At 69.0% G+C, this 24199-nt stretch carries 22 protein-coding genes and 1 pseudogene; 14 read left to right on the top strand and 9 right to left on the bottom strand.

What is annotated here, in order from left to right; genetic code table 11:
* Positions 1–85 precede the first annotated feature (85 nt).
* The 8 genes from DL519_RS06735 (at position 86) to DL519_RS06770 (ending at position 10712) form a co-directional block, all read left to right on the top strand.
* Positions 86–1174 (top strand): S-(hydroxymethyl)mycothiol dehydrogenase, encoded by a 1089-nt coding sequence (locus tag DL519_RS06735; protein ID WP_190813340.1) that lies wholly within the window; start codon positions 86–88, stop codon positions 1172–1174.
* Positions 1171–1797: an MBL fold metallo-hydrolase gene (locus tag DL519_RS06740; protein WP_190813341.1), complete on the top strand. Its 627-nt coding sequence runs from the start codon at positions 1171–1173 to the stop codon at positions 1795–1797. Before DL519_RS06735 ends, DL519_RS06740 begins: the two co-directional genes overlap by 4 nt.
* Positions 1798–1916: 119 nt before the next feature.
* Positions 1917–3218 (top strand): serine hydroxymethyltransferase, encoded by a 1302-nt coding sequence (locus tag DL519_RS06745; RefSeq protein ID WP_190813342.1) that lies wholly within the window; start codon positions 1917–1919, stop codon positions 3216–3218.
* Positions 3215–4453, top strand: coding sequence for a sarcosine oxidase subunit beta family protein (locus DL519_RS06750; RefSeq protein ID WP_190813343.1), 1239 nt, complete (start codon positions 3215–3217; stop codon positions 4451–4453). The genes DL519_RS06745 and DL519_RS06750 overlap by 4 nt, the downstream gene beginning before the upstream one ends.
* A 14-nt stretch (positions 4454–4467) precedes the next feature.
* A complete protein-coding gene (locus tag DL519_RS06755) occupies positions 4468–4770 on the top strand; it encodes a sarcosine oxidase subunit delta (protein WP_190813344.1) in 303 nt (100 codons plus the stop codon).
* Positions 4767–7550, top strand: coding sequence for a 2Fe-2S iron-sulfur cluster-binding protein (locus tag DL519_RS06760; RefSeq protein WP_190813345.1), 2784 nt, complete (start codon positions 4767–4769; stop codon positions 7548–7550). The genes DL519_RS06755 and DL519_RS06760 overlap by 4 nt, the downstream gene beginning before the upstream one ends.
* Entirely contained in the window at positions 7543–8139 is a 597-nt protein-coding gene (locus DL519_RS06765) for a sarcosine oxidase subunit gamma (protein WP_190813346.1), read from the top strand. The genes DL519_RS06760 and DL519_RS06765 overlap by 8 nt, the downstream gene beginning before the upstream one ends.
* 98 nt (positions 8140–8237) lie before the next feature.
* Positions 8238–10712: a GcvT family protein gene (locus tag DL519_RS06770; RefSeq protein WP_190813347.1), complete on the top strand. Its 2475-nt coding sequence runs from the start codon at positions 8238–8240 to the stop codon at positions 10710–10712.
* A 146-nt stretch (positions 10713–10858) separates the two neighbouring features.
* On the opposite strand, the gene DL519_RS06775 is transcribed toward DL519_RS06770, so the two are convergent.
* Complete coding sequence (locus tag DL519_RS06775; RefSeq protein WP_397544932.1) at positions 10859–11533, bottom strand: GntR family transcriptional regulator; 675 nt, start codon at positions 11531–11533, stop codon at positions 10859–10861.
* A gap of 107 nt (positions 11534–11640) precedes the next feature.
* On the opposite strand from DL519_RS06775, the pseudogene DL519_RS06780 reads away from it, so the two are divergent.
* The 4 genes and pseudogenes from DL519_RS06780 to DL519_RS06790 all read left to right on the top strand — a co-directional run.
* Positions 11641–11715: pseudogene (locus DL519_RS06780) on the top strand (serine dehydratase beta chain); the annotation flags it as partial.
* A gap of 28 nt (positions 11716–11743) precedes the next feature.
* Positions 11744–11872: a hypothetical protein gene (locus tag DL519_RS48435; protein WP_263399849.1), complete on the top strand. Its 129-nt coding sequence runs from the start codon at positions 11744–11746 to the stop codon at positions 11870–11872.
* Positions 11873–11882: 10 nt separating this feature from the next.
* Positions 11883–12731 (top strand): formyltetrahydrofolate deformylase, encoded by an 849-nt coding sequence (purU, locus tag DL519_RS06785; RefSeq protein ID WP_190813348.1) that lies wholly within the window; start codon positions 11883–11885, stop codon positions 12729–12731.
* Between the two features lie 629 nt (positions 12732–13360).
* The gene (locus DL519_RS06790; protein ID WP_190813349.1) at positions 13361–14122 is read left to right on the top strand and encodes an IclR family transcriptional regulator; all 762 of its coding nucleotides are present in this window, start codon (positions 13361–13363) and stop codon (positions 14120–14122) included.
* Between the two features lie 19 nt (positions 14123–14141).
* On the opposite strand, the gene DL519_RS06795 is transcribed toward DL519_RS06790, so the two are convergent.
* Together DL519_RS06795 and DL519_RS06800 are read right to left on the bottom strand one after the other, a co-directional pair.
* Positions 14142–14576: a universal stress protein gene (locus DL519_RS06795; protein ID WP_190813350.1), complete on the bottom strand. Its 435-nt coding sequence runs from the start codon at positions 14574–14576 to the stop codon at positions 14142–14144.
* Between the two features lie 38 nt (positions 14577–14614).
* Positions 14615–15448, bottom strand: coding sequence for an SDR family NAD(P)-dependent oxidoreductase (locus DL519_RS06800; protein WP_190813351.1), 834 nt, complete (start codon positions 15446–15448; stop codon positions 14615–14617).
* A 268-nt stretch (positions 15449–15716) separates the two neighbouring features.
* On the opposite strand from DL519_RS06800, the gene DL519_RS06805 reads away from it, so the two are divergent.
* Complete coding sequence (locus DL519_RS06805) at positions 15717–16883, top strand: S8 family peptidase (protein WP_190813352.1); 1167 nt, start codon at positions 15717–15719, stop codon at positions 16881–16883.
* 20 nt (positions 16884–16903) lie between these two features.
* On the opposite strand, the gene DL519_RS06810 is transcribed toward DL519_RS06805, so the two are convergent.
* From DL519_RS06810 to paaK, 6 genes are all read right to left on the bottom strand, one after another.
* A complete protein-coding gene (locus DL519_RS06810; RefSeq protein WP_190813353.1) occupies positions 16904–17224 on the bottom strand; it encodes a hypothetical protein in 321 nt (106 codons plus the stop codon).
* Between the two features lie 138 nt (positions 17225–17362).
* Positions 17363–17698, bottom strand: a complete 336-nt coding sequence (locus tag DL519_RS06815) for a plasmid stabilization protein (RefSeq protein WP_190813354.1) — start codon at positions 17696–17698, stop codon at positions 17363–17365.
* A 67-nt stretch (positions 17699–17765) separates the two neighbouring features.
* Positions 17766–18737 carry a phytoene/squalene synthase family protein gene (locus tag DL519_RS06820; protein ID WP_190813355.1) on the bottom strand — a complete coding sequence of 324 codons (972 nt, stop codon included), beginning with the start codon at positions 18735–18737 and terminating at the stop codon, positions 17766–17768.
* Between the two features lie 91 nt (positions 18738–18828).
* A complete protein-coding gene (locus tag DL519_RS06825) occupies positions 18829–19461 on the bottom strand; it encodes a hypothetical protein (protein WP_190813356.1) in 633 nt (210 codons plus the stop codon).
* A gap of 377 nt (positions 19462–19838) precedes the next feature.
* Positions 19839–20486: a TetR/AcrR family transcriptional regulator gene (locus DL519_RS06830; protein WP_190813357.1), complete on the bottom strand. Its 648-nt coding sequence runs from the start codon at positions 20484–20486 to the stop codon at positions 19839–19841.
* Positions 20487–20499: 13 nt separating this feature from the next.
* Positions 20500–21843: a phenylacetate--CoA ligase PaaK gene (paaK, locus tag DL519_RS06835; RefSeq protein WP_190813358.1), complete on the bottom strand. Its 1344-nt coding sequence runs from the start codon at positions 21841–21843 to the stop codon at positions 20500–20502.
* 300 nt (positions 21844–22143) lie between these two features.
* Here paaK and paaZ point away from each other — a divergent pair, with 300 nt between their 5' ends.
* Positions 22144–24186 (top strand): phenylacetic acid degradation bifunctional protein PaaZ, encoded by a 2043-nt coding sequence (gene paaZ, locus DL519_RS06840; RefSeq protein WP_190813359.1) that lies wholly within the window; start codon positions 22144–22146, stop codon positions 24184–24186.
* Positions 24187–24199 lie beyond the last annotated feature (13 nt).

The raw sequence follows: 24199 nt of genomic DNA on the forward strand, positions 1-24199 counted from the left end.
CCGAGGTCGGCGTCGTCCGACGAGCAGTGGGTCGTCGTCGGGCTCGTCGGGGCCTGAAAAGCAACCAGGAACAGGAGAAAGCAGCATGTCGCAAGAAGTCCGCGGAGTCGTCTCGCTCGCGCAGGGCAAGCCCGTCACCGTTGAGACGATCGTGGTCCCCGACCCGGGCCCCGGTGAGGCCGTAGTGCGGGTGCAGGCCTGCGGGGTGTGCCACACGGACCTGCACTACCGGGAAGGCGGGATCAATGACGAGTTCCCGTTCCTGCTCGGGCACGAGGCCGCCGGGGTCGTGGAATCGGTTGGCGAGGGCGTCGCCAACGTGGCGCCCGGTGATTACGTGGTCCTGAACTGGCGGGCGGTGTGCGGGCAGTGCCGAGCCTGCAGCAAGGGAAAGCCGCACTACTGCTTCAACACGCACAACGCGACGCAGAAGATGACGCTGGCCTCGGGGCAGGAGCTGAGCCCGGTGCTGGGGATCGGGGCTTTCGCGGAGAAGACACTGGTGGCTGCAGGGCAGTGCACCAAGGTCGATTCACGGGTGAAGCCGCAGGTGGCGGGGTTGCTCGGGTGTGGGGTGATGGCCGGGATCGGTGCCGCGATCAACACCGGGGGAGTGGGCCGCGGCGATTCGGTTGCGGTGATCGGCTGCGGAGGCGTTGGAGACGCAGCCATCGCCGGGGCCGAGCTCGCAGGGGCGAGCACGATCGTGGCGGTGGACCGAGACCCGCGGAAACTGGACAAAGCCCGGGACTTCGGTGCCACCCACTTCGTCGACGCCCGAAACGCCGAAGTCGTCGAGGCCATCCGGAGCTGTACCGGTGGGTTCGGTGCCGACGTGGTGATCGATGCCGTTGGCCGACCGGAGACGTGGAAGCAGGCGTTCGAGGCCCGTGACCTGGCTGGCACCGTCGTTCTCGTCGGTGTGCCGACGCCGGAGATGATGGCACCGGAGTTGCCTTTGATCGAGTACTTCGCTCGTGGTGGAGCGCTCAAGTCCTCGTGGTACGGCGACTGCCTGCCCTCGCGCGACTTTCCGGCCCTGGTCGATTTGCACCTGCAGGGCCGTTTGCCGCTGGAGAAGTTCGTTACCGAGGAGATCTCCCTCGATGCGGTGGAGGACGCCTTCGAGAAGATGCACCGCGGCGAGGTGCTGCGTTCGGTGGTGGTCCTGTGAGCCCCATCGAGCACCTGGTCACCTCGGGCACCTTCTCCCTCGACGGGGGGACCTGGGAGGTCGACAACAACGTCTGGCTCATCGGGGACGACCGCGAGGTTCTCGTCATCGACCCCGCCCACAACGCCGCGGCGATCGCCGAGAAGATCGGCGATCGCCGCGTGACGGCGATCGTGTGCACCCACGCCCACGACGACCACATCAATCAGGCGCCGGTTCTGGCTGACGCATTCGATGCACCCATCGTGCTCGACCCCGCCGAAGCGCCGCTGTGGAAGCTGACCCATCCGGATCGTCAACCGGATCGGGAGTTGTGGGACATGCAGACCTTCACCGTGGCCGGCATCGAGTTGCGCGCGCTGTCGACGCCGGGGCACTCGCCGGGCTCGGCGTGTCTCCACGTGCCTGAGTTGAAGACCGTGTTCACCGGCGACACCTTCTTCCGTGGTGGCCCTGGCGCCACCGGACGGTCCTACTCCAGCTTCGACACGATCATCGGCTCGATCAGCCGGATTCTGCTTGCCCTGCCGGGCGAAACCATCGTGCACACCGGGCATGGTGACTCGACCACCATCGGTGCCGAGGCACCGCACCTGAAGGAGTGGATAGCGCGGGGACACTGAGTTCTCCCGAATTCCGGGAGAAGTCCCCCTGGCTGTTGACCGAGCCCAGCGACGAGGTTAACTTGACCTGTAACTGATATATCAACCATCGAACACAGATACACGGGAGGTCGACCCGTATGTCCGCAACGGTTGATCGTCAAGCGGTCCCGAGCGCCGAACGCGTGCTCGGCCTGCCGCTGGCGGAGACGGACCCGGAGGTCCATGCGGCCGTCAACCGGGAATTGGTGCGGCAGCGCGACACGCTGGAGATGATCGCGAGTGAGAATTTCGCGCCGCTGAGCGTGATGCAGGCCCAGGGCTCGGTGCTGACCAACAAGTACGCCGAAGGGTATCCGGGGCGTCGCTACTACGGTGGCTGCGAGAACGTCGACGAGATCGAGCAGCTGGCGATTGACCGGGGCAAGGCGCTCTTCGGGGCCGACTACGCGAATGTGCAGCCGCATTCCGGCGCTCAGGCGAACTCGGCGGTCATGGCTGCGTTGCTGGAGCCGGGCGACACCTTCCTCGGTCTGGAGCTCGCGCATGGCGGGCATCTGACGCACGGAATGCGCCTGACCTTCTCGGGGAAGTACTTCGACGCCGTGGCGTACCACGTTCGCGAGGACGACCATCTCGTCGACATGGCCGAGGTGGAGCGGCTGGCGAAGGAACGGCGGCCGAAGCTGATCATCGCAGGGTGGTCGGCTTATCCGCGGCAGCTGGACTTCGCGGAGTTCCGGCGGATCGCTGACGAGGTCGGCGCCTACCTGATGGTTGATATGGCGCACTTCGCCGGGCTGGTGGCTGCGGGGCTGCACCCGTCACCGGTGCCACACGCGCACGTGGTCACCTCGACCACTCACAAGACGCTCGGAGGCCCGCGCGGCGGGGTCGTGCTCGCTCAGGGGGACCTGGCGAAGAAGCTCAACTCCAGTGTCTTCCCCGGCCTGCAGGGTGGCCCGCTCGAGCACGTGATCGCGGGCAAGGCGGTAGCGTTCAAGCTTGCCGGCGAAGCCGCCTTCCGCGAGCGGCAGGAGCGCACTCTAGCCGGCGCCAAAATCCTCGCCGACCGGCTGCTGCAGGAGCAGAACGTCGGCGTCGTCTCCGGTGGCACCGACGTCCACCTCGTGCTGGTGGATCTCCGCAACTCCGAGATGGACGGGAAGCAGGCCGAGGACCGGCTGCACAGGGTTGGCATCACGGTGAACCGCAACGCCGTCCCGTTCGACCCGCGCCCGCCGATGGTCTCTTCCGGGGTGCGCATCGGCACTCCGGCGCTGGCTGCGCGCGGTTTCGACGATGAGGAGTTCGTGGAGGTGTCGGACATCATCGCGCTGGCGCTACGTCCCGAGACCCCGGAAGCCGGCCTTGACGCCCTCGCTGACCGCGTCGCGGATCTCGCCCAAAGCCGTCCTCTCTACCCGGAGCTGCAGGCATGAGTGCAACCACCACGCCTCCTGGCGCGCAGCTGCCCGAACATCCTGACTTCCTCTGGCGCAACCCGGAGCCGAAGAAGTCCTACGACGTGGTCATCGTCGGTGGCGGTGGGCACGGCCTGGCGACCGCGCACTACCTGGCGAAGAACCACGGCATCACCAACGTCGCTGTTCTGGAGAAGGGCTGGCTCGCGGGCGGCAACATGGCCCGCAACACCACGCTGATCCGGTCCAACTACCTGTGGGACGAATCCGCGGCGATCTACGAGCACTCCCTGAAGCTGTGGGAGGGCCTGGAAGAAGACCTCGGCTACCCGATCCTGTTCTCGCAGCGCGGTGTGCTCAACCTCGCGCACACCGAGCAGGACGTCCGCGACTCGGTCCGCCGCGTGGAGGCCAACAAGCTCAACGGGATCGACGCGGAGTGGATCGGACCCGAGGAGGTCAAGGAGATCTGCCCGATCGTCAACATCTCCGCCGATATCCGCTACCCGGTCCAGGGCGCGACCTATCAGCCGCGCGCGGGCATCGCCAAGCACGATTACGTGGCCTGGGGCTTCGCGCGCCGCGCGGACGAGGCCGGGATCGACGTGATCCAGAACTGCGAGGTGACCGGGTTCGCAGTGGACGGTGACCGGGTGACCGGGCTGCGCACCTCCCGCGGCGACATCGCCTGCGGCACCGTCGCACTCTGCGCGGCCGGGCACACGTCGGTGCTGCTGGACATGCTCGGTGTGCGCACCCCGCTGCAATCGCACCCGCTGCAGGCGTTGGTCTCCGAACTGCTGGAGCCGGTGCACCCGACGATCGTGATGTCCAACGCCGTGCACGTGTACGTCTCCCAGGCGCACAAGGGCGAACTGGTGATGGGTGCGGGTGTGGACTCCTACAACGGCTACGGCCAGCGCGGTGCCTTCCACATCATCGAGCGCCAGATGGCTGCTGCGGTCGAGCTGTTCCCGGTGTTCGCGCGGGCGCACCTGCTGCGCTCCTGGGCGGGCGTCGTGGACGTCACCCCGGACGCGAGCCCGATCGTTGGCCACACCCCGTACGAGAACCTGTTCGTCAACTCGGGGTGGGGGACCGGCGGTTTCAAAGCCACGCCGGGGATCGGTTGGTGCTACGCGCACACCATCGCCCACGGCGAGCCACATCCGTACGTCGCCCCGTTCGGCCTCGACCGGTTCACCACCGGCGCGCTCGTCGACGAGCACGGCGCCGCGGCCGTCGCCCACTGAATCCGAGGACTGCCATGCAACTCATCCACTGCCCGTGGTGCGGCCCCCGCGAGGAGGTCGAGTTCCACTACGGCGGCCAGGCCGACATCGCCTACCCCGAAAAGCCCGCCGAACTGTCGGACCAGGAATGGGCGGAGTTCGTGTTCTACCGCGACAACCCCAAGGGGCCGTTCGCGGAACGCTGGAGCCACAGTCTCGGCTGCCGCCGCTGGTTCAACGCCGTCCGCGACACCCGCACCTACGAGTTCCTCGCCACCTACGAGGTCGGCGAACCGGTCGCCGGCGTGGCGCGGGCCGAACAGGAGGTGACCGCATGAGTAGCCGGGTCGACGGGTACGGCCGCATCGACCGCAGCCGCACGCTCACCTTCACCTTCGACGGCCGGGCCTACACCGGCCACCCGGGTGACACGCTCGCCTCGGCCCTGCTGGCCAACGGCGTCCACAACGTCGGCACCAGTGTGAAACTGGGCCGCCTTCACGGGATCGGAGCCGCCTGGACCGAAGACCCCACCGGCCTGGTGCAGATCGAGAAGCCGTTCCCGGAGCCGATGCTGCAGGCCACCACGGTCGAGCTCACCGATGGGCTCGTCGCCCGTGGCGTCAACGGGCAGGGACGTCTCGCCGACGTGCCCGACCCCGCCCGCTACGACCGCAAGCACACCCACACCGACACGCTGGTGATCGGCGCCGGACCGGCCGGGCTGGTCGCCGCCCGCAGCGCGGCGCGCGCGGGGGAGAGCGTCGTCCTCGTCGACGACCGCGTCACCCCTGGCGGCAGCCTCACCGGTACCGAGTGCATCGGCGGTCGCCCGGCCCGGGAGTTCGTCGACGAGGTCGTCGCCGAACTGGCGGGGAATCCGGAGGTGCTGCACCTGCAGCGGACCACCGCGTTCGGGCAGTACGACGACGGGTTCGTGCTTGCGCTGGAGCGGCGCACCGACCACCTCGGCACCGCCGCGCCCGCGAACCGCTCCCGGCAGCGGGTGCACCGCATCCGTGCGCTCAAGGTCGTCGTCGCCGCCGGCGCGCACGAGCGGCCGATCGTGTTCGAGGACAACGACCGCCCCGGCATCCTGCTCGCCTCCGCAGCACGGGACTACCTGCACCGCTACGGCGTGCTCGCCGGACGCGAGATCGTCGTGTTCACCAGCGACGACACCGCCTATGCCGTGGCGATCGACCTCGCCGACGCGGGCGCGCGCGTGACCATCCTCGACGCGCGGGACACCGCGCCCGAGGAATGGAAGAACCGTGCCGTGGCACGTGGAACCACGGTCCATCCGTCCACTGTGGTCACCGGAACCGAAGGCGAGGAGCGCGTTTCCGGCGTGCTCGCCCGCAACGCCGGCGGTGCGGTACGGCTGCCCGCTGACCTGCTGCTGGTCTCCGGCGGCTGGAACCCGGTGGTGCACCTGTTCAGCCACATCAAGGGAGCGCTGGTCTACGACGCCGCGCTCGGCGCCTTCCGCCCGTCCGGAACACTGCCCGGCGTCACCGTGATCGGCGCCGCGAACGGCACCTTCGACCTGGCCGGGGTGGTGCGCGAAGGCGCCGGTGACGGAACTCCGCCCGTCGACGCCGAACCCGCCCGCGCACCGACGAAGGTGTTGTGGCGGACCGAAGGCGACCCGGACCGCCAGTTCGTCGACATCCAGCGCGACGCCACCGTCGCGGACATCCAGCGGGCTGTCGGCGCCGGGCTGCGGTCGGTGGAGCACGTCAAGCGCTACACCACCATCGGCACCGCGCACGATCAGGGCAAGACCTCCGGCGTGATCGCCTCCGGCATCACGGCCGAGCTCCTCGGCCGCCCGATCGAGGAACTGGGCACCACCACCTTCCGTCCGCCGTACACCCCCGTGGCGTTCGCCGCGCTAGCCGGGCGTGAGCACGGCAAGCTGTTCGACCCGGAGCGCACCACCTCGCTGCACGCCTGGCACGTAGCGGCCGGGGCGGTGTTCGAGGACGTCGGGCAGTGGAAGCGCGCGCGTTACTACCCGAAGCCCGGCGAGGACATGGACACCGCCGTGCTGCGCGAGTGCGCCGCCACCCGAGCGAGTGTTGGCATCCTCGACGGCTCCACCCTGGGCAAGATCGACGTTCAGGGCCCGGATGCCGGGGTGCTGCTCGACCGGATCTACACGAACATGATGAGCACGCTGAAGGTCGGACGGGTGCGCTACGGCGTGATGTGCGGTAACGACGGCATGGTCATCGACGACGGCACGGTGCTGCGGATCGCGGAGAACCGCTTCCTGGTCACCACGACGACCGGCGGCGCCGCGGCCGTTCTGGAGTGGATGGAGGAGTGGCTCCAGACCGAGTGGCCGGAGCTGCGTGTGCACTTGGCTTCGGTCACCGAGCACTGGGCGGTGTTCCCGGTCGTCGGCCCGCGGTCGAGGGACTTGGTCGGCGAGGTGTTCTCCGACCTCGACGTGTCGAACGAGGCGTTCCCATTCATGGCCTGGAAGGACACCGCACTCGACGGTGTGCCGGTCCGCGTCGCGCGGATTTCCTTCTCCGGCGAGCTGGCCTACGAGGTCAACGTCAACTCCTGGTACGGGTTGTCGCTGTGGAAGCGCTTGCTGGAGGCCGGGAAGCGCTTCGACATCACCCCGTACGGCACCGAGACCATGCACGTGCTGCGCGCGGAGAAGGGCTACCCGATCATCGGGCAGGACACCGATGGCACGGTCACGCCTCAGGACCTCGGCATGAACTGGTTGGTGTCGAAGAAGAAGGAAGACTTCATCGGCAAGCGCTCGTTCGCCCGGCCCGAGAACCACAACCCGCTTCGCAAGCAATTCGTTTCCCTGCTGCCGACCGATGGACTCACCAAGCTGCGCGAGGGCTCGCAGATCGTGGAGCTCCGCGAGGACGGGGCACTACCCGAGCCGCCGGTCCCGATGCTCGGCCACGTCACCTCCAGCTACCACAGCGCCGAGCTCGGGCGACCGTTCGCGCTCGCCCTGGTGAACAACGGCCGCGCCCGCATCGGTGACCTGGTGCACGTTCCGATGGGCGGCAAGCTCATCGAGGCCGAGATCGGCGACACCGTGCTGGTGGACCCGGAAGGAGCACGCCGCGATGGCTGAAACCCTCTACCCCGCGCACCCCCTGCAAGCGTGGAAGGCCGCTCTGGCCGAGCTGACGTGGGCGGTTGACGGGCTGATGGTCAAGCCCGAGGAGCCAGTGGCCGCGGTGGACCTGCGCGTCGATGCTGCAGGACCGGGCGCCGCGGCAGTGGAACGCGCGTTGGGTTCGGCGCTGCCCGTCGAACCCAACACCTGGACCCACACCACGGAAGGCCAGATCATCTGGCTCGGTCCCGATGAGTGGCTGGTGACCAGCAAGAACGCCCGCCCGCACGAGCTGGAGGACTCGCTCGGCGGGGTCGTATCCGCTCACGGCGGCGCGGCCGCGGACGTGTCTGCGCAGCGCACCACCATCCGGCTGAGCGGTGGGCGGGCCCGAGAGCTGCTGTCGTTCGGGTGCTCGATCGACCTGCGATCCTCGGCCTTCCCCAACGGATCGAGCGCGCAGACCAGCATCGGGCAGACCGGTGCACTGATCCTCGCCCTCGGCAGCGGCGACGACTTCCGGCTCTTCGTCCGGCCGTCGTTCGCCGGGTACCTCGCGGACTGGTTGCTCGACACGGCCCAGGAATTCCGCGCCGCCCACTAGGGCCGGGCGTCCTCGATCGTCGGCCCGGCCCGGCTTTCCCATCCTTCACAGGCATCTTCGCAGCGGTCGCAGTGGACCGTATTTAGGAGAGACCCGTCATGACCACCACCCCTCGTGTCGTCATCATCGGAGCCGGGATCGTCGGTGCGAACCTGGCCGACGAGCTCACCGAGCGCGGCTGGACCGAGGTCGCTGTCGTCGATCAGGGGCCGCTGCCCCTCACCGGAGGCTCGACCTCCCACGCGCCCGGTCTCGTGTACCAGACCAGCGCCTCGAAGGTCATGACCGAGCTGGCAACCTACACGGTGGAGAAGTTCAAGAGCCTCGACGTGGACGGGGCCTGGTGCTTCAACCAGGTCGGCGGCCTCGAGGTCGCCACCACCGCGGAGCGGCTCGCCGACCTGCACCGCAAGCAGGGGTGGGCCACCTCCTGGGGGGTGCCCGGCGAGGTCGTCGGGCCGCAGCGGTGCGCCGAACTGCACCCGCTGCTCGACCGTGAGCGGGTGCTCGGTGGGTTCCATACCCCGACGGACGGCTTGGCCAAGGCGTCCCGCGCCGTCGTCGCAGTGGCCCACCGCGCCGAGTCCCGCGGTGCGGTGTTCCGCGGCTCGACCCGCGTCGTCGAGGTCCTCCAGCAGGGCGGTCGGGTCACCGGTGTGCGCACCGACGGCGGCGAGGAGATCCCCGCCGACATCGTGGTGTCCTGCGCCGGGTTCTGGGGGCAGGCCGTCGGTGAGCTTGTCGGGATGAAGGTGCCCCTGCTCCCAATGGCCCACCAGTACGTGCGCACCGGGCAGATCGCTGAGCTCCTCGGCCGCAACGACGAGCGGATCGAGGCACGGCTGCCGATCCTGCGCCACCAGGACCACGACCTCTACTACCGCGAGCACAACGACTGCCTCGGCATCGGCTCCTACGCCCACCGCCCCATGCCAGCGCGGCTGTCCGAGCTGCCCGAAGTCGACGACGACGATCTCACCGAGGCGGCGATGCCATCGATGTTGCCGTTCACCGAGGAGGATTTCGCGCCGTCCTGGGAGCACAGCAAGGTGCTGCTGCCGTCGCTGCGGGAGGCGAAGATCGAGTCCGGGTTCAACGGCATCTTCTCCTTCACCCCCGACGGCGGACCGCTGGTCGGAGAGTCCCAGCAGGTCGCCGGGTTCTGGATCGCCGAGGCGGTGTGGGTGACCCACTCCGCGGGTGTCGCCCGCGCCGTCGCGCAGCTGCTCGTGGACGGCCGCAGCGACGTCGAACTCCACGGTTGCGACGTTAACCGGTTCGACGAGATCGAGACGACCGAGGCTTACGTCAGCGAGACCTCGCAGCAGAACTTCGTGGAAATCTACGACGTGCGGCACCCGCTGCAACCGAAGCTGTCGCCGCGCGACCTGCGGGTAAGTCCGTTCCACGCGCGGCAGAAGGAACTGGGCGCGTTCTTCCTCGAGGCGCACGCCTGGGAGCGGCCGCACTGGTACGAGGCCAACGCGCGCTTGGTCAAGGAACTGCCGGCCGACTGGCAGCCGCCGTCGCGCGACGCTTGGTCAGCGATGTTCCACTCGCCGATCGCCGCGGCGGAGGCGTGGAAGACCCGCACTGCGGTCGCCATGTACGACATGACCCCGCTCAAGCGCATCGAGGTCAGCGGCCTGGGGGCGATCGAGTTCCTGCAGCGGCTGACCACCGGCAAGATGGACAAGTCAGTCGGCTCGGTGACCTACACCCTCGCCCTGGACAAGGCCGGTGGTATCCGTTCGGACCTGACCGTCGCCCGGCTCGGCGAGCACCTGTTCCAGGTCGGCGCCAACGGCAACCTCGACCTGGACTACTTCCTGCGCGAGGCACCGGACGACCACAGCGTCCAGATTCGCGACATCACCGGCGGTACCTGCTGCGTCGGCGTGTGGGGGCCGCTGGCGCGTGACCTGGTGCAGCCGTTGAGCGGCGACGACTTCTCCCACGAGGCGCTGAAGTACTTCCGCCTGAAGCACGCACACATCGCCGGCACCCCGGTCACCGCGATGCGACTGTCCTATGTGGGCGAGCTCGGCTGGGAGATCTACACCAGCGCCGAATACGGCCAGCGGCTGTGGGATGTGCTGTGGGAAGCGGGGCAACCGCTCGGTGTCATCGCAGCCGGGCGCGCCGCGTTCAACAGCCTCCGCCTGGAGAAGGGCTACCGGTCGTGGGGCAGCGACATGACGACCGAGCACAACCCCTACGAGGCCGGTCTCGGGTTCGCCGTGAACAAGAAGAAGACCGGCTACGTCGGCTACGACGCGATCGCCGGGCTGAGCGACGAAGCGGTCATCCGCCGTCTTGCCTGCCTGACCATCGACGACGGTCGTAGCGTGGTGCTGGGCAACGAACCTGTGTTCCTCGATGGCGAAGCCGCGGGTTATGTGAGCTCGGCCGCGTTCGGCCACACGATCGGCAAGCCGATCGCCTACGCCTGGCTCCCCGCGTCGGCAACGGCAGGCACCTCGGTGGAGATCCAGTACTTCGGGCGGAAGGTGCGCGCCACTGTCGCCGTCGAACCGCTGGTCGACCCGGAGATGGCCCGAATTCGCCGCTGAGCGGCCCCCGAGCAGGGTGCGCGGTCTGCAAACGGTCGGTGTCCGCGCACCCCACCCGCCAGCCCAGCACCCCGAGGACGAAAGACCGATGCAATGCGCATGAACAGTCTCGAAACCTTCCTGCAAGAACTCGCGATGCGGGCCGGTCAGATGATCGCCCGTATCGCCTTCTCGAATCCGGTGACGTGGTCTCGGGCGATCTTCTCGGCCCTCCGGCTCTCGCCATCGGCGACCGCTCGCAGCAGGCCCACGTGTTCCTCGATGTGCCGGTCGAAATGCGTGATGCGTTCCAGGAACACGCAGAAGATCCGGGTGGCGAGGTTGTTGTAGCGAACCAGCGTGTCTTCCAGGTGGGGGTTGCCGGCTGCGCGGTAGATCGAGCGGTGCACCCGCAGGTCCCACTGCATCAGCTCGTGGCGCGACATGGTCAGCACGTCGTTGTCCTGGATGGTGTCGGCGAGCTCGGCCAGCTTCTCGCGCACGGCCTTCCCGGCGTTCTCGGCGGCCCGGCGGGCGGCCAGCGGTTCGAGCTGCACGCGGATTTCGGAGATGTAGGCGAGGTCTGTGATGTCCACGCCGGTCGCGAAGGTGCCGCGACGCGGGTACGAGATCACCAGACGATCCACCTCGAGACGCTTGAGGGCTTCGCGGACGGGGGTGCGTCCAATGCCGAGCGACTCGCTCAGCGCCAAGTCGTCGATCGGCGCCATCGGCGGGATGTCCAGCATGATCAGCTGGTCCTGAATCGCGGCGTAGGCGCGGTCGGCCAGCGAGGTGGTCGACGATTCGAGTTCTTGTCGGGCAGTGGTCACGGGCATCATCTTAGGGCCTGAAATCCAGGGGAACATGCACCGGCACTTCTTTGGAGCAGGTCTTGCATCAGATTGATATATTAATTCAATATTTGAGGGCGGATCAGGGAGCGCTGATGACCATCTCCGTGTTCGACCTGTTCAAGGTCGGGATCGGACCCTCGAGTTCGCACACGGTCGGCCCGATGCGACGAGCTGCTTGCGTTGACGAGGGAGAGCGTGCTTCGCATCAGCGACATCATGCTCGCCAAGGCGATCACGACCATGCGCGAAACCGGCGCGGGCATGAAGGACAAGTACAAGGAGACCGCCCGCGGCGGGCCGGCTCTCAACATCGTGGAGTGCTGAGGAGATCTGCGTGAGTCACACCTGCACCCTCACCCTGAGCTGCCCCAACCGGACAGGCATCGTGCGCGCGGTGAGCGGATACCTGTTCGAACACGGATGCGACATCGGTGAGCACCAGCAGTTCGACGACGCCGTGCGTGACCGGCTGTTCATGCGCACCCAGGTCACGGCACCCGACGGCACTGATCTGGAGGAGCTGTCGCGCGGATTCGCGACGGTGGCCGCTGAGTTCGAGATGACCTACGACTTCAACGCCAACCGGAACGTCCGGATCCTGGTCATGGCATCGAAGCTCGGCCACTGCCTGAACGACCTGATCTACCGGTGGCGGGCCGGAAGCCTCGGGGGTGACATCGTCGCAGTAGTGTCCAACCACCAGGACCTGCGCCCGATGGCCGAGGCCGCCGGCTTGCCGTTCGTGCACATTCCGGTCACCCCGGAGACGAAGGAGGCTGCCGAGGCGCGCCTGTTGCAGCTCGTGGATGAGTACGACGCCGAGCTGGTCGTGCTGGCGCGGTACATGCAGATCCTCTCGGACGAGACCAGCAAGGCTCTGTATGGCCGTGCAATCAACATCCACCACTCGTTCCTGCCCGGATTCAAGGGCGCCAAGCCGTACCACCAGGCGTACCAGCGCGGCGTGAAACTCGTCGGTGCTACCGCGCATTACGTCACCTCGGACCTGGACGAGGGGCCGATCATCGAGCAGGAAGTCATCCGGATCGACCACACATACGACCCCCGTGCACTGCAAACTGTGGGGCGCGACGCCGAGGCGCTCGCGTTGTCCCGCGCGGTGCGCTGGCACTGCGAACGCCGGGTGCTGCTCAACGGCCACAGCACGGTCGTTTTCCCGTGACCACGGTGCCTGATCGGACTGCCCCGACGAACGCCTCGAGCGAGTCGGGGCAGTCTGGTGCGTACCCGGTCACGCTGCTGGCAGCGTTCGACAGGGCGATCCGTGATGCAGCCGCTGGGTTTTGATCTCATCCAAAGTGGACTGGGCGAGGTCGCCTCCGCATGACCCGACTTGGCGTGCAGCCTGCTGCTCCGTGATTGGGGCAGAAAGGCCTTGGTTCGGCTCTGCTGTGCTGCGGCAGTCTGGCGAAATAAGGGCGCTGTGCAACGGCGTGACCAGCTTCCTTCGTCATCTGGAGGTCGGCTCGGGCCTGAGTTCACCTGAGCGATCTTGCTGGCCGGTGGTGTGGCTGAGGGGATCTCCTGGTAGATGTCCGGGACGTGGGCGGGCGTTGCCATGGCGACTCCTTCACCCGTCTTACAGTCCTGGAGCCTATAGCCGGATCCGTCTCGCGCGGCAGTGCAAGCGGTGGAACTTCCGTTCGATATTCCGCGCAACGTTCGCTGGATCGTATGGTTGGCCGGGTTGGGCGGTCAAGCGCCTGAGCTGGTGTTGGCCGATACCGGGTACGATGTTCGAAATATCGGTCAACAGCGAGCCGGTTGAGACGTGACAGGGGGAGCGAACGCGTGGCACGAGCGGTACCTGCCGTGGAACGGGCATTCGATGTCCTGGAGCTGTTCCTGGACGCCCACGAGCTGAGCGCGCCGGAAATCACCGCGCAGCTGGGCCTGCCGCGCACCACGGTGCACGAGCTAGTCGGCACGCTCAGCGAGCGCGGCTACCTGATGCCCGCGGGGCGCGGCAGCAACCGGTTCCGGCTGGGAGTGCGCGGCTTTCAGTTGGGCGCGGCCTACGCCGAGCGGCTGGACCTCGCCCGTGAGGGCCAGCTCGTCGCCGAGGACATCGCCGAGCGCTGCCAGGAAACGGTGCACGTCGGGGTGCAAGACGGGGCGGACGTGCTGTACGTGGCCAAGGTCGACAGCAGCCACCCGGTGCGGATGGTCTCGGCCGTGGGCCGGCGGCTGCCCGCGCACTGCACCGCGCTCGGCAAGGCGCTGCTGGCGGCGCTGCCGCGCGCAGAAGTCGACGAGCTCTACGGCAACCGCCGCCTGGATGCGATGACCGAGCACAGCATCACCACCCGCAAGGCGCTGCGCCAAGAGCTCGACGCCATCGCCAAGGACGGCGTGGCGCGCGAGTACTGCGAGTCCAACGAGTCGGTGGCCTGCGTTGCGGCGCCGGTGCGCGACCAGTCCGGCGAGGTAGTCGCCGCGATGAGCATCTCGGTGCCGATCCTGCGCTGGAACGACGAGACCGAAGTGGCGCTGCGCGAACTCGTCCACGAAGGCGCGGCCGCCCTGTCCGAACGCCTGGGCCACACCGGCTAGGCCGCCGCGCAACCCCTAGCTAGTGCCGGACGATCACCACCGGGCATTTCGCGTGTTGGACGCAGCGCTGGCTCACCGAGCCGAGCAGCGCGCCGTAGAAGCTGCCGTGGCCGCGGCTGCCGACCACCAGCAGGTCGGCGCCCTCGGAGGCGTCCAGCAGCGTCTGCGCCGCGTGCCCGTGGGTGAGCTCGCGCTCCACCGGCACCGGCGGGCTCATCTCGTGCTCGATCTCGTCGACGGTGTCGTGGAGGCTCTTGCGCGCGGACTCCTCGAAGTCGTCCGGCGGCATCGGGCCACCCTCCCAGCTGTAGAAGGCGGGGAACTCCCAGGAGGTGACCGCGTGCACCGCGGCCCCGGAAAGCGCTGCCTGCTTCAGCGCCCACCGCAGGGCGCACCTGGACGACTCCGAGCCGTCCACGCCGACGACGATCTTGTGCTGGGTTCCGCTGTTCATGGCGCCAGCCTCCAGTTCGACGATCCGCTGTGGCGGGTTCAGCCGCGGGCCTGCTCGACGAGCTTGCCGGAGAGTTCTCGCAGCCGCGTCCTGTCCTGCTCGTCGTAGGCCTGCTCGAGCGCGCGGCACGCGCGGGTCCCATGGAAGTACTCCCCGGTGACCTCGTCCAGTCCCGGATCCGCGACCAGCCGCATCGTCGCCTCGACGCCTTCGGCGATCGTGCCCAGCGGACTCACGCCGGCCTCGCGGACCATCGCGGTGTTCATGTAGGTCGCCGGGTGCAGCGCGTTGACCGTCACGCCGTGGCCGCGAAGCTGTTCGGCCAGGTCGAAGGTGAACATGATCTGCGCGAGCTTGCTCTGCGCGTACGCCCGGGCGCCGATGTAGTTCTCGGTCATCATCGGTTCGTCGAAGTCGATCGGGTGCTGACCGGCCGAGGCGACGTTGACCACCCGGGCCGGTGCCGAGGCGAGCAGCAGCGGCTGCAGCAGGTGCGTCAGGTGGTAGCCGGCCAGGTAGTTCACCGCGAACCGCAGTTCGATGCCGTCCGGGCTCTCCTCGCGCCCGCCGCCCGGCGGCCCGGAACCGATGCCCGCGTTGTTCACCAGCACGTCCAGCCGGTCGCAGCGCAGCTGCACGTCGTTGGCCAGCCGTTCGACCTGGCGCAGCTCAGCGAGGTCGGCGAGCACCACGTCGAGGCGGTCGGAGCCGGTGGCCGCCGCGATCTCCGCGCGCGTTTCCTCGGCTAGCTCCGCGCTGCGCCCGTGTATCAGTACCCGGGACCCGGTCTTGGCGAGCTGGTGGGCAAGTGCCCGTCCGAGCCCGCTGGTCGCGCCGGTGACCAGGATGCAGTGCTGGCTGGGAGTGCGCACGGTCGCTCCGAACTGTCGGGAGTTGATTACCACCAGTGTGCGGATGAGCTTCCGCTGTTGTCATCAGCGCATGCGTGTCGTACCTGATAGCCCCCGACCTGAGTACCCCGAAAGCGTTGTGTCGCAGGTATTTCACTGAGGAAATCGAGACCGGCGGCACAGATCGTGCAGTCCTTACCCGAGTGGGTGCTTGTAACTGTGGGTAACGCGCGATACACCTGGGGACGGTGTGGCGCCGCTACACCCGAAACTCGCCGAGGGAGCGACCATGACCACCAGCGAGGAGAGCTCCACCGGACGTTATCTGGTGCTGCTGGAAGACAATTCGACGATCATCGGAACCCGCGAGCTGACGCGGCTGACGGGCATTCGCTGCGCCAACACCGCCGACGCGGCCGGCGCGGCACCGGGGGAGCTGTTCCGCGGCGCGGGCGGGATCGTGCTGCATCAGCTCGGCATCGCGTTGATCAGTGCCGACCCGGACCAGGCCGCGGCGCTCGAACGCGCGTCCCGGGAGACCAGCCCGATCGCGGCGTTCGAGCAGGAGCGCAGGGTGTTCGCCATCGGCGCGGAGGCGCAGGTGGAGGACGGCGAGTCCACGTGGGGCCTGCAGGCGGTGCGCGCCGACCACGCGCAGGCCACCGGCAAGGGCGTCCGGGTCGCGGTGCTCGACACCGGCCTGGATCTCAAGCACCCCGACTTCGCCGACCGGGACATCGTCGCCGGGTCCTTCGTGGAGGGCCAGGACGTGCAGGACGGCCACGGGCACGGCACGCACGTGATCGGCACCTCCTGCGGTCCGCGGACCTTGCAGGGCGGCCCCGGCTACGGCATCGCTTCGGAGGCCAGCATCTACGCGGGCAAGGTGCTCGGCGACGACGGCTCCGGAACCGACAGCGGCATCCTCTCCGGCATCGAGTGGGCGATCTCCAACGGAGCCGCCGTGGTGTCGATGTCGCTCGGCGCGCCGACGCAGCCCGGCGAACCGTTCTCCGCGGCCTTCGAGCGGGTCGCCCAGCGCGCTATGGAGCGCGGCACGCTGGTCATCGCCGCGGCCGGCAACGAGAGCCAGCGTTCCGCCGGGGTGGTCGCGCCGGTCGGCCACCCGGCGAACTGCCCGTCGATCCTGGCGGTCGGCGCGATCGACTCGCAGCTGCAGATCGCGGACTTCTCCAGCGGCACCGTCGACGAGATCGGCCAGGTGGATCTGGTCGGCCCCGGCGTCGACGTCTACTCCAGCTGGCCGGGGGCGGAGCGCTACCGCAAGCTCAGCGGCACCAGCATGGCCACCCCACACGTCGCCGGTGTCGCTGCGCTGTACGCGCAGCAGTATCCAGAGCGAGCGTGGGGCCTGTGGGCGCGGCTGTCGCAGGCCGCACGTCGGCTGCCGCTCGCATCGACCGACGTCGGTGCGGGCGTGGTCCAGGCGCCGTAGCTGCCGGGGTCGCCGCGCGGTCAGTCATCATCGATGGCCCGCGCGGCGACCTTCGCGCAGTTGCCGAGGTCTTCGGCGGCGGCCGCGGCCTGGTCGAGCGCGACGTGCACCGCCGACGGCTCGGCGGCGTTCGGCATCTCGTAGCTGGAGGCCAGCAAGTCGAGCTGCCGGGCAAGCCGGGCCCCCGCCGCGGTGACGGCCAGCAACGCTTCCCGCGCCGCGGTGATTTCGGCCGGTGTCCTGGCTTGGCGGGCGCTCCGTTCCAACTTGCCGCTGGCCTGCGCGATCGCTTCGGCGGTCGCGTTGATGTCCTGCCAGCGCGACGGCGTTCCGCTCTCCATCTGGTCGCCCCCCACAAGCACCGGTATCGGCGCACTATCAGCAGTTTCCGTCCCTGGCCGGGCGGTTGAACCGCGCCCGCCGCCGCATTCACCCACCCGAACGGCGGGAACCCGCGTTCGGCAGCTCGGCATTCGCGCTCAGCTCCGCTGCAGGGCCCGCTCCAGCTCCGCCTTGGTCATCCTCGAGCGGCCCTTGATGTCGGCGCGCTGCGCGTCCGCGTAGAGCTGTTGCTTGGTTCGACCGCCCGGCCCGGAGCCGGATCCGGAGCGCAATCCACCGCGCCGTTGCGGGGAGATGTCCTGCGTGGCGGTCTTGCTCCGCTGCTGGGACTCACCGGCCTGCGCGCGGTTCTTGTTGACCGTCCGCGCCGCGATCTCTTCGGCGCGGTCCTCGCTGCTGCCGCGCTCCATCGCCTGGTTCTTGATGTGCTCGTACTGCCGTTCCTCTTTCTCGGTCCAGCTCTGCTGCGGCATTCCCACTCACCTCGCCTCCGCAGTACGTCGGTCGCGACGTACTTCGCGTACCCGGTGCGAGCGGTGGTCACACGTTGGCGCGACGGAAGAGGAGGCGCGCCGCGACGACCGCGCCGAGAGCACCTGCGGCGACCTCCAGGCGCCGCGGGCCGGAAACCGCGAGCCGTCGCCGGAACACGTCGTACCCGGACTCCACGATGCGGTCGAGGATCTCGCCGTACAACGTGAACGCGGTGCGCACGCACGGCCGCGACCAGGAGGCCAGCAGCGCAATGCCAGGTTCCGCGGCCCGGTACTTCGAGCGGGTGCGGGCGACCTGGTCGGCGAGCGCCCGGCGCACCGGGAGGTCGGGCCGGCCGGCCCTCCGGCACCAGACGAGCCGCTCCCGGTCGACGCCGAACACCGCCAGTTCCTCCAGCGGCAGGTAGACCCGGCCGCGGTCGAGGTCCTCGCCGACATCGCGCAGGAAGTTGGTGAGCTGGAAAGCGCCGCCCAGCACCGCGGCGTAGGGCTCGGCCTCGCCGGCCGGGCACACCGTGCCGAGCACCGGGAGCAACTGGAGGCCGATCACCGCCGCCGAGCCGTGGATGTAGGCGTCCAGTGCAGCCCGCGTCGGGTACGTGCGGACGGTCAGGTCCATCCGCATCGAGGCCATGAAGTCGGTGAACAGCGCCGGGTCGATGCGGTGCCGGGCGGCGGTGTCGACGAGCGCGGCGAGGATCGGGTGTTCGCTGTTACCGGCGCGCAGACCGGCGCGCAGCTTGTCGTCCAGCTGGTCCACCGCCTGCTGCCGGTCCAGGACCGTTCGCGACTCGTCGGTGTCGTCGACGATGTCGTCCACCCACCGCGCGAAGCCGTACAGCGCGTGCACTGCGGGCCGCTGCGCCGGGGTCAGCAGCCGGGTCGCGAGGAAGTAGGTGCGGCCGTGCGCGGCGTTGAGCACCCGGCACCGCTGGTAGGCGGGGCGCAGATGCGGCTGGACGCCCGCGGCGTCGAGCTCGCGGCGCGCCGCCGCCCGCGGCCAGGTGCCCGTGTCCATATCGGGAATCTCAGCACACGGAGTGCGCGAGCGTGCGCACGGTGGGCATCCGCGGTGAACCCGGTCACTACCACAGTCCGATTAGGACGCTTCAGCCGAGCCCGCTCTCGGCGAGGGCCTCGTCGAGCCCGTCGAGCAGGACCACGCCGAGGGTGTTCGCGACCGAGCCGGTCGCCAGCTCGCTGCGGAGCCGGTAGGCGAGCAATCGCACCCGGCGCGGGTCCGGCCGGTCCTGCCGCGCGGCCTCGCGCAGCCGCCGTGCGATCAATTCGATCTCGGCGGTGTCGCCGTAGCGGGCGTGCACCGTCGGCAGCGTGAGGAGCACGACCTTGGCCACCCGGGTCAGCCCGGTGAAGTCGGGGCTGGGCGCGGGTGCCGGCGACGGCTGGGCGGGCACCACCGGTGCCGGGGGCTCGTCGAGCACCGCGACCGACTGCGCCCGCGCCCACGAACCGGTGTCCCCGCCGTGCCGGCCGGCGCAGATCAGCCCGGAGCCGGTCAGGCCGGCGCGGGCGGGTGCGCCCTGCTGCCCGGTCCCGCTGGTGGCGATCAGCTCCTGCTCCCGCAGCGTCCGCACGACTTCGGCGAGCTCGGCCCACGACGGCTGCAGCGCCGCGGCCTCGGCCGCCGGGCTGTCGAAGAAACCCGCGACCTCGGGCCGGAATCGGTCGTCCTCGTAGAGGTAGCGGAGGAAGGCGCGAGCGAGCGACTCAAGCCTTGACACGGTTGGCCTCCAGATTGCTCGTCCAGCGTGCAGGGCGAGAGGGGAGGGCGGACCCGGGTCCTGTCGAAGACCGCAGAACGCACCGGCGCGCAGCCGGTTTCGGAATCATGGTTGCCGCTGTCCCCAGTTTCAGCGGATCCGCCATGCGACCGCCGGGTCGCGGTCGGTCACATCGAAGGAGCGTAAGCGGACCCCGGCCGTGATCGCAGTGGTCTTTTGTCACCCACAAGTTGGGGATTGCGATGCCGGGGCGTAACTGTCCATTGTGCTCAATGTCGGCACAATCCGCACCACTGCGCACAAAGGGGCTGGAGTGACGCGGGGGACCGCCAGCCGTGACCCGCATGGATGATCGTCATGACGGGAGTTCCGGAGATTTATCGCGCGCGAGATCCGGAAGCGCCGGGCGCGTGCTCGTCGGCGCTGGTCCGCAGGCCCTCGAAGGCGACCTTGGTGACCGCGTCGGCGAGCTGCGCGGCCCGCAGGCCGCGGCTGGGTTTGTACCACTCGATGACCGAGTTGACCATGCCGAACAGCAGCCGGCTGGTCAGTGCCGGGTCGACGTCCGGCCGGATGCTGCCCTCCGCCTCGGCCTGCTTGACGAGGTCACTGACCACCTGGTCGAACTCGCGGCGCCGGGTCAGCGCCTGCCGCTCGACCTTGGTGTTGCCCCGCACCCGCAGCAGCAGCGTGACGAACGGCAGTTCGTCGACGAGCACCTCGATGCTGCGCCGGACCACATGCTCCAGCCGGTCGATGGCCTTGCCGGTGGTCGACGCCTCTTCCTCGGTGACCGCGAACAGCGCATCCAGCGCCCGGTTGACGCTCAGCCGCATCAGCTCGTCCTTGCTGGACACGTGGTAGTAGATCGCCGACTTGGTGATGCCCAGGCGGCGGGAGAGGTCCTCCATGCTGGTGCCCTCGTAGCCGCGCTCGTTGAACACCCGGACGGAGACGTCCAGCAGCCGACCGAGGTCGTAACCCGGCCGACCCCGGCGATTCGCGCGCCCAGCGTTCCCCGACATGGCTCGCAGTATTTCAGCCTGTGGATCCGGATTCGCGGCGGTCCACGAGGCGGCGCAGCTTGCCGACCGAACGCTCCAGCGTGTCCGGATCCACCACGGTGACCTCGGTGCTGATGCCGACGCCGTCCTTGATCGCGCGGACCAGCTCGGCGCCGGCCGGATCCCGGCGGTCGCCCGGGCAGTCGGTGCGGGCCTCCACCCGAACCGTCATCCGGTCCATCCGGCCCTCGCGGGTGAGCACCAGCTGGAAGTGCGGCGACAGGCCGTCGATGCGCAGCACCAGCTCCTCGATCTGGGTGGGGTAGACGTTGACGCCCCGCAGGATGATCATGTCGTCGCTGCGGCCGGTGATCTTGGTCATCCGCCGCATCGGCCGGGCCGTGCCGGGCAGCAGACGGGTCAGGTCCCGGGTGCGGTAGCGGATGACCGGCATGGCCTGCTTGGTCAGCGAGGTGAACACCAGTTCGCCCTCGGTGCCGTCGGGCAGCACTTCCTCGGTGAACGGGTCGATCACCTCGGGGTAGAAGTGGTCCTCCCAGATGTGCAGCCCGTCCTTGGTCTCCACGCACTCGTTGGCCACGCCGGGGCCCATTACCTCGGACAGGCCGTAGATGTCGACCGCGTCGATGTCCAGCCGTTCCTCGATCTCCTGCCGCATCTGCTCGGTCCACGGCTCGGCCCCGAAGATGCCGATCTCGAGCGAGGTGCTGCGCGGGTCGATGCCCTGCCGCTCGAACTCGTCGATGAGGGTGAGCATGTAGGACGGGGTGACCATGATGATCTCGGGCCGGAAGTCCTGGATGATCTGCACCTGCCGGGCGGTCATCCCGCCGGAGGCCGGGATGACGGTGCACCCGAGCCGCTCGGCCCCGTAGTGCGCGCCGAGCCCGCCGGTGAACAAGCCGTACCCGTAGGAGACGTGCACCTTGTGGCCCGGCCGCCCGCCTGCGGCGCGGATGGAGCGCGCCACCACATCGGCCCAGGCGTCCAGGTCCTGCTCGGTGTAGCCGACGACGGTCGGCTTGCCCGTGGTGCCACTGGAGGCGTGCAGCCGCCGGACCTGCTCCATCGGCACGGCGAGCAGGCCGAACGGGTAGTTGTCCCGCAGGTCCTGCTTGGTGGTGTGCGGGAACTTCGCCAGGTCGGCCAAGCTCTGGCAGTCCTCCGGCCGGACGCCCGCCGCGTCGAACTTGCTGCGGTACAGCGGCACGTTCTCGTAGGCGTGGTGCAGGGTCCGCTGCAGGCGTTCCAGCTGCACCGCGGCGAGTTCGTCGGCGGAATACCGCTCGGCGGGGTCGAGGTCGGCCGGATCCGGCGCGGTTCCGAGCCGGCGCGGCGCGCCCGTCGTCGCTGTCATGCCGTGGCTCCTTCGGGCTACCAGCGCCTGCGAGGCGCGGTCGTCGTCGAACATGGCCTGAGCCGGGTTGCGCGTCGTCGCGCCGGGCTCCTGCACTGGGTCACCACCTCGTCACCGAACGAACAGTCGGTAATTAATCCTGCGCCGCAGGATCCTGTCAAGGGTTCCCGGCGAAGCTGGTCCCCACCTGGCTCGGTAAAGCAGAATTTAGCTGCATCGGGTGGTGCGCGACAGTCTTGACGAGTGCTACTTTTTCGAACGAACGGTCAGTTAAAGAACCAGCCGGAGGAGGTCGGGCGAATGGCTGCCCTGCGGAGCTACGTCAACGGCGACTGGCACGCGCCGTCGGACAACGGGGTGCCGTTGCACGATGCGGTAACCGGTGAGGAGGTCGCGCGGGTCTCCTCGGCGGGGATCGACATGGCCGCGGTGCTGGCGCACGGGCGCAGCCGGGGCGGCCCGGCGCTGGCGGAGCTGACGTTCCACCAGCGAGCCGCGCTACTGAAGAGCCTCGCCTCGCACCTGCGCGAGCACCGCGAGGAGCTGTACGCGCTGTCGGCCCGTACCGGTGCCACGCTCGGCGACTCCAAGTTCGACATCGACGGCGGCATCGGGGTGCTGTTCGGCTACTCCAGCAAGGGCCGCCGGGAACTGCCCAACAGCACGGTTTACGTCGACGGCGCGGTCGAGCCGCTGAGCAAGGGCGGCACGTTCGTCGGGCAGCACATCTGCACGCCGCTGCAGGGCGTCGCGGTGCAGATCAACGCGTTCAACTTCCCGGTGTGGGGACCGCTGGAGAAGTTCGCGCCCGCCTTCCTGGCCGGCGTTCCCAGTTTGATCAAACCGGCCAGCCAGACCGCGTACCTCACGCACCGGCTGGTGGAACTGATGGCCGACTCCGGGCTGCTGCCGGACGGCTCGCTGCAGCTGGTCTGCGGCAGCGTCGGCGACCTGTTCGAGCACCTGACCGACCAGGACCTGGTGTCGTTTACCGGCTCGGCCTCGACCGGCCAGCGGTTGCGCGCCCACCCGGTGGTGGTGGCGAACTCGGTGCGGTTCAACGTCGAGGCCGACTCGCTGAACTGCTCGATCCTGGGCCCGGACGCCGCGCCGGGCACCGACGAGTTCGACCTCTTCGTCAAGCAGCTGGTCACCGAGATGACGGTCAAGGCCGGGCAGAAGTGCACCGCGATCCGGCGGGCGCTGGTGCCGGCGAACCTGATCGACGAAGTGGTCGCGGCCGCCAAGGAACGGTTGGCGAAGGTAGTCGTCGGCAACCCCGCCTCGCCGGAGGTCCGGATGGGGGCGCTGGCCAGCCTGGAGCAGCGCGAGGAGGTGCGGCGGTCGCTGAAGGCGCTGCTGGAGGCCGGAACGCTGGTGCACGGAGACCCCGGGCGGGTCGACGTCGTGGACGCCGATGCGGAGCGCGGCGCGTTCCTGCCGCCGCTGCTGGTCCGCTGCGACGACCCGGACCAGCCGCAGCCGCACGAGGTCGAGGCCTTCGGCCCGGTCAGCACGGTGATGCCGTACGAGACCGCGGCGCAGGCCGTCGAGCTGGCGCGTCGCGGCAAGGGCAGCCTCGCCGGTTCCGTGGTGACCGCCGACGCGGAGTTCGCGCGCGAGGTGGTGCTGGGCGCGGCATCGCGGCACGGCCGGATGCTGGTGCTCAACCGGGAGAACGCGAAGGAGAACACCGGGCACGGTTCGCCGCTGCCCGCACTGGTCCACGGCGGGCCGGGCCGGGCCGGTGGCGGCGAGGAGATGGGCGGCGTCCGCGGCGTGCTGCACCACATGCAGCGGACCGCGGTGCAGGCCGACCCGGCGACGCTGACCGCGATCACCGGGCAGTGGGTGGGCGGAACTCCGCGCAACATCACCGAAAAGCACCCGTTCCGCAAGCATCTCGGCGAACTGCGCATCGGTGACACGGTGGTCGCCGGGCCGCGCACCGTGACGCTGGAGGACGTCGAGCACTTCGCCGAGTTCACCGGCGACACCTTTTACGCGCACACCGACGAGGAAGCGGCGCGGGCCAACCCGTTCTTCGACGGCCGCGTGGCGCACGGCTACCTGGTGGTGTCCTTCGCCGCCGGGCTGTTCGTGGATCCCGACCCGGGACCGGTGCTGGCCAACTACGGCTTGGAGAACCTCCGGTTCCTCACGCCGACCTACCCCGGTGACGAGATCACCGTGACCATGACCGCTAAGCAGATCACTCCGCGGGTCGGCGCCGAGTACGGCGAGGTCCGCTGGGACGTGGACGTGACCAAGCAGGACGGCGCCTCGGTGGCGAAGTACGACGTGCTGACGCTGGTGGCCAAGCGGCCGGGGGAGCAGGGGTGACCAGGTGACGACC

Origin of the sequence: Saccharopolyspora pogona, from assembly GCF_014697215.1 — a bacterium.
Taxonomy (GTDB): Bacteria; Actinomycetota; Actinomycetes; order Mycobacteriales; family Pseudonocardiaceae; genus Saccharopolyspora; species Saccharopolyspora hattusasensis.

Coding starts and splice junctions, on each gene's coding strand:
- paaZ (WP_190813359.1), top strand. CDS start 22,144: ATGGCTGCCCTGCGGAGCTACGTCAACGGCGACTGGCACGCGCCGTCG.
- DL519_RS06760 (WP_190813345.1), top strand. CDS start 4,767: ATGAGTAGCCGGGTCGACGGGTACGGCCGCATCGACCGCAGCCGCACG.
- DL519_RS06815 (WP_190813354.1), bottom strand. CDS start 17,698: ATGCCGCAGCAGAGCTGGACCGAGAAAGAGGAACGGCAGTACGAGCAC.
- DL519_RS06735 (WP_190813340.1), top strand. CDS start 86: ATGTCGCAAGAAGTCCGCGGAGTCGTCTCGCTCGCGCAGGGCAAGCCC.
- DL519_RS06750 (WP_190813343.1), top strand. CDS start 3,215: ATGAGTGCAACCACCACGCCTCCTGGCGCGCAGCTGCCCGAACATCCT.
- DL519_RS06765 (WP_190813346.1), top strand. CDS start 7,543: ATGGCTGAAACCCTCTACCCCGCGCACCCCCTGCAAGCGTGGAAGGCC.
- DL519_RS06755 (WP_190813344.1), top strand. CDS start 4,468: ATGCAACTCATCCACTGCCCGTGGTGCGGCCCCCGCGAGGAGGTCGAG.
- DL519_RS06795 (WP_190813350.1), bottom strand. CDS start 14,576: ATGAACAGCGGAACCCAGCACAAGATCGTCGTCGGCGTGGACGGCTCG.
- DL519_RS06820 (WP_190813355.1), bottom strand. CDS start 18,737: ATGGACACGGGCACCTGGCCGCGGGCGGCGGCGCGCCGCGAGCTCGAC.
- DL519_RS06770 (WP_190813347.1), top strand. CDS start 8,238: ATGACCACCACCCCTCGTGTCGTCATCATCGGAGCCGGGATCGTCGGT.
- DL519_RS06745 (WP_190813342.1), top strand. CDS start 1,917: ATGTCCGCAACGGTTGATCGTCAAGCGGTCCCGAGCGCCGAACGCGTG.
- DL519_RS06810 (WP_190813353.1), bottom strand. CDS start 17,224: ATGGAGAGCGGAACGCCGTCGCGCTGGCAGGACATCAACGCGACCGCC.
- DL519_RS06775 (WP_397544932.1), bottom strand. CDS start 11,533: ATGATGCCCGTGACCACTGCCCGACAAGAACTCGAATCGTCGACCACC.
- paaK (WP_190813358.1), bottom strand. CDS start 21,843: ATGACAGCGACGACGGGCGCGCCGCGCCGGCTCGGAACCGCGCCGGAT.
- DL519_RS06805 (WP_190813352.1), top strand. CDS start 15,717: ATGACCACCAGCGAGGAGAGCTCCACCGGACGTTATCTGGTGCTGCTG.
- DL519_RS06830 (WP_190813357.1), bottom strand. CDS start 20,486: ATGTCGGGGAACGCTGGGCGCGCGAATCGCCGGGGTCGGCCGGGTTAC.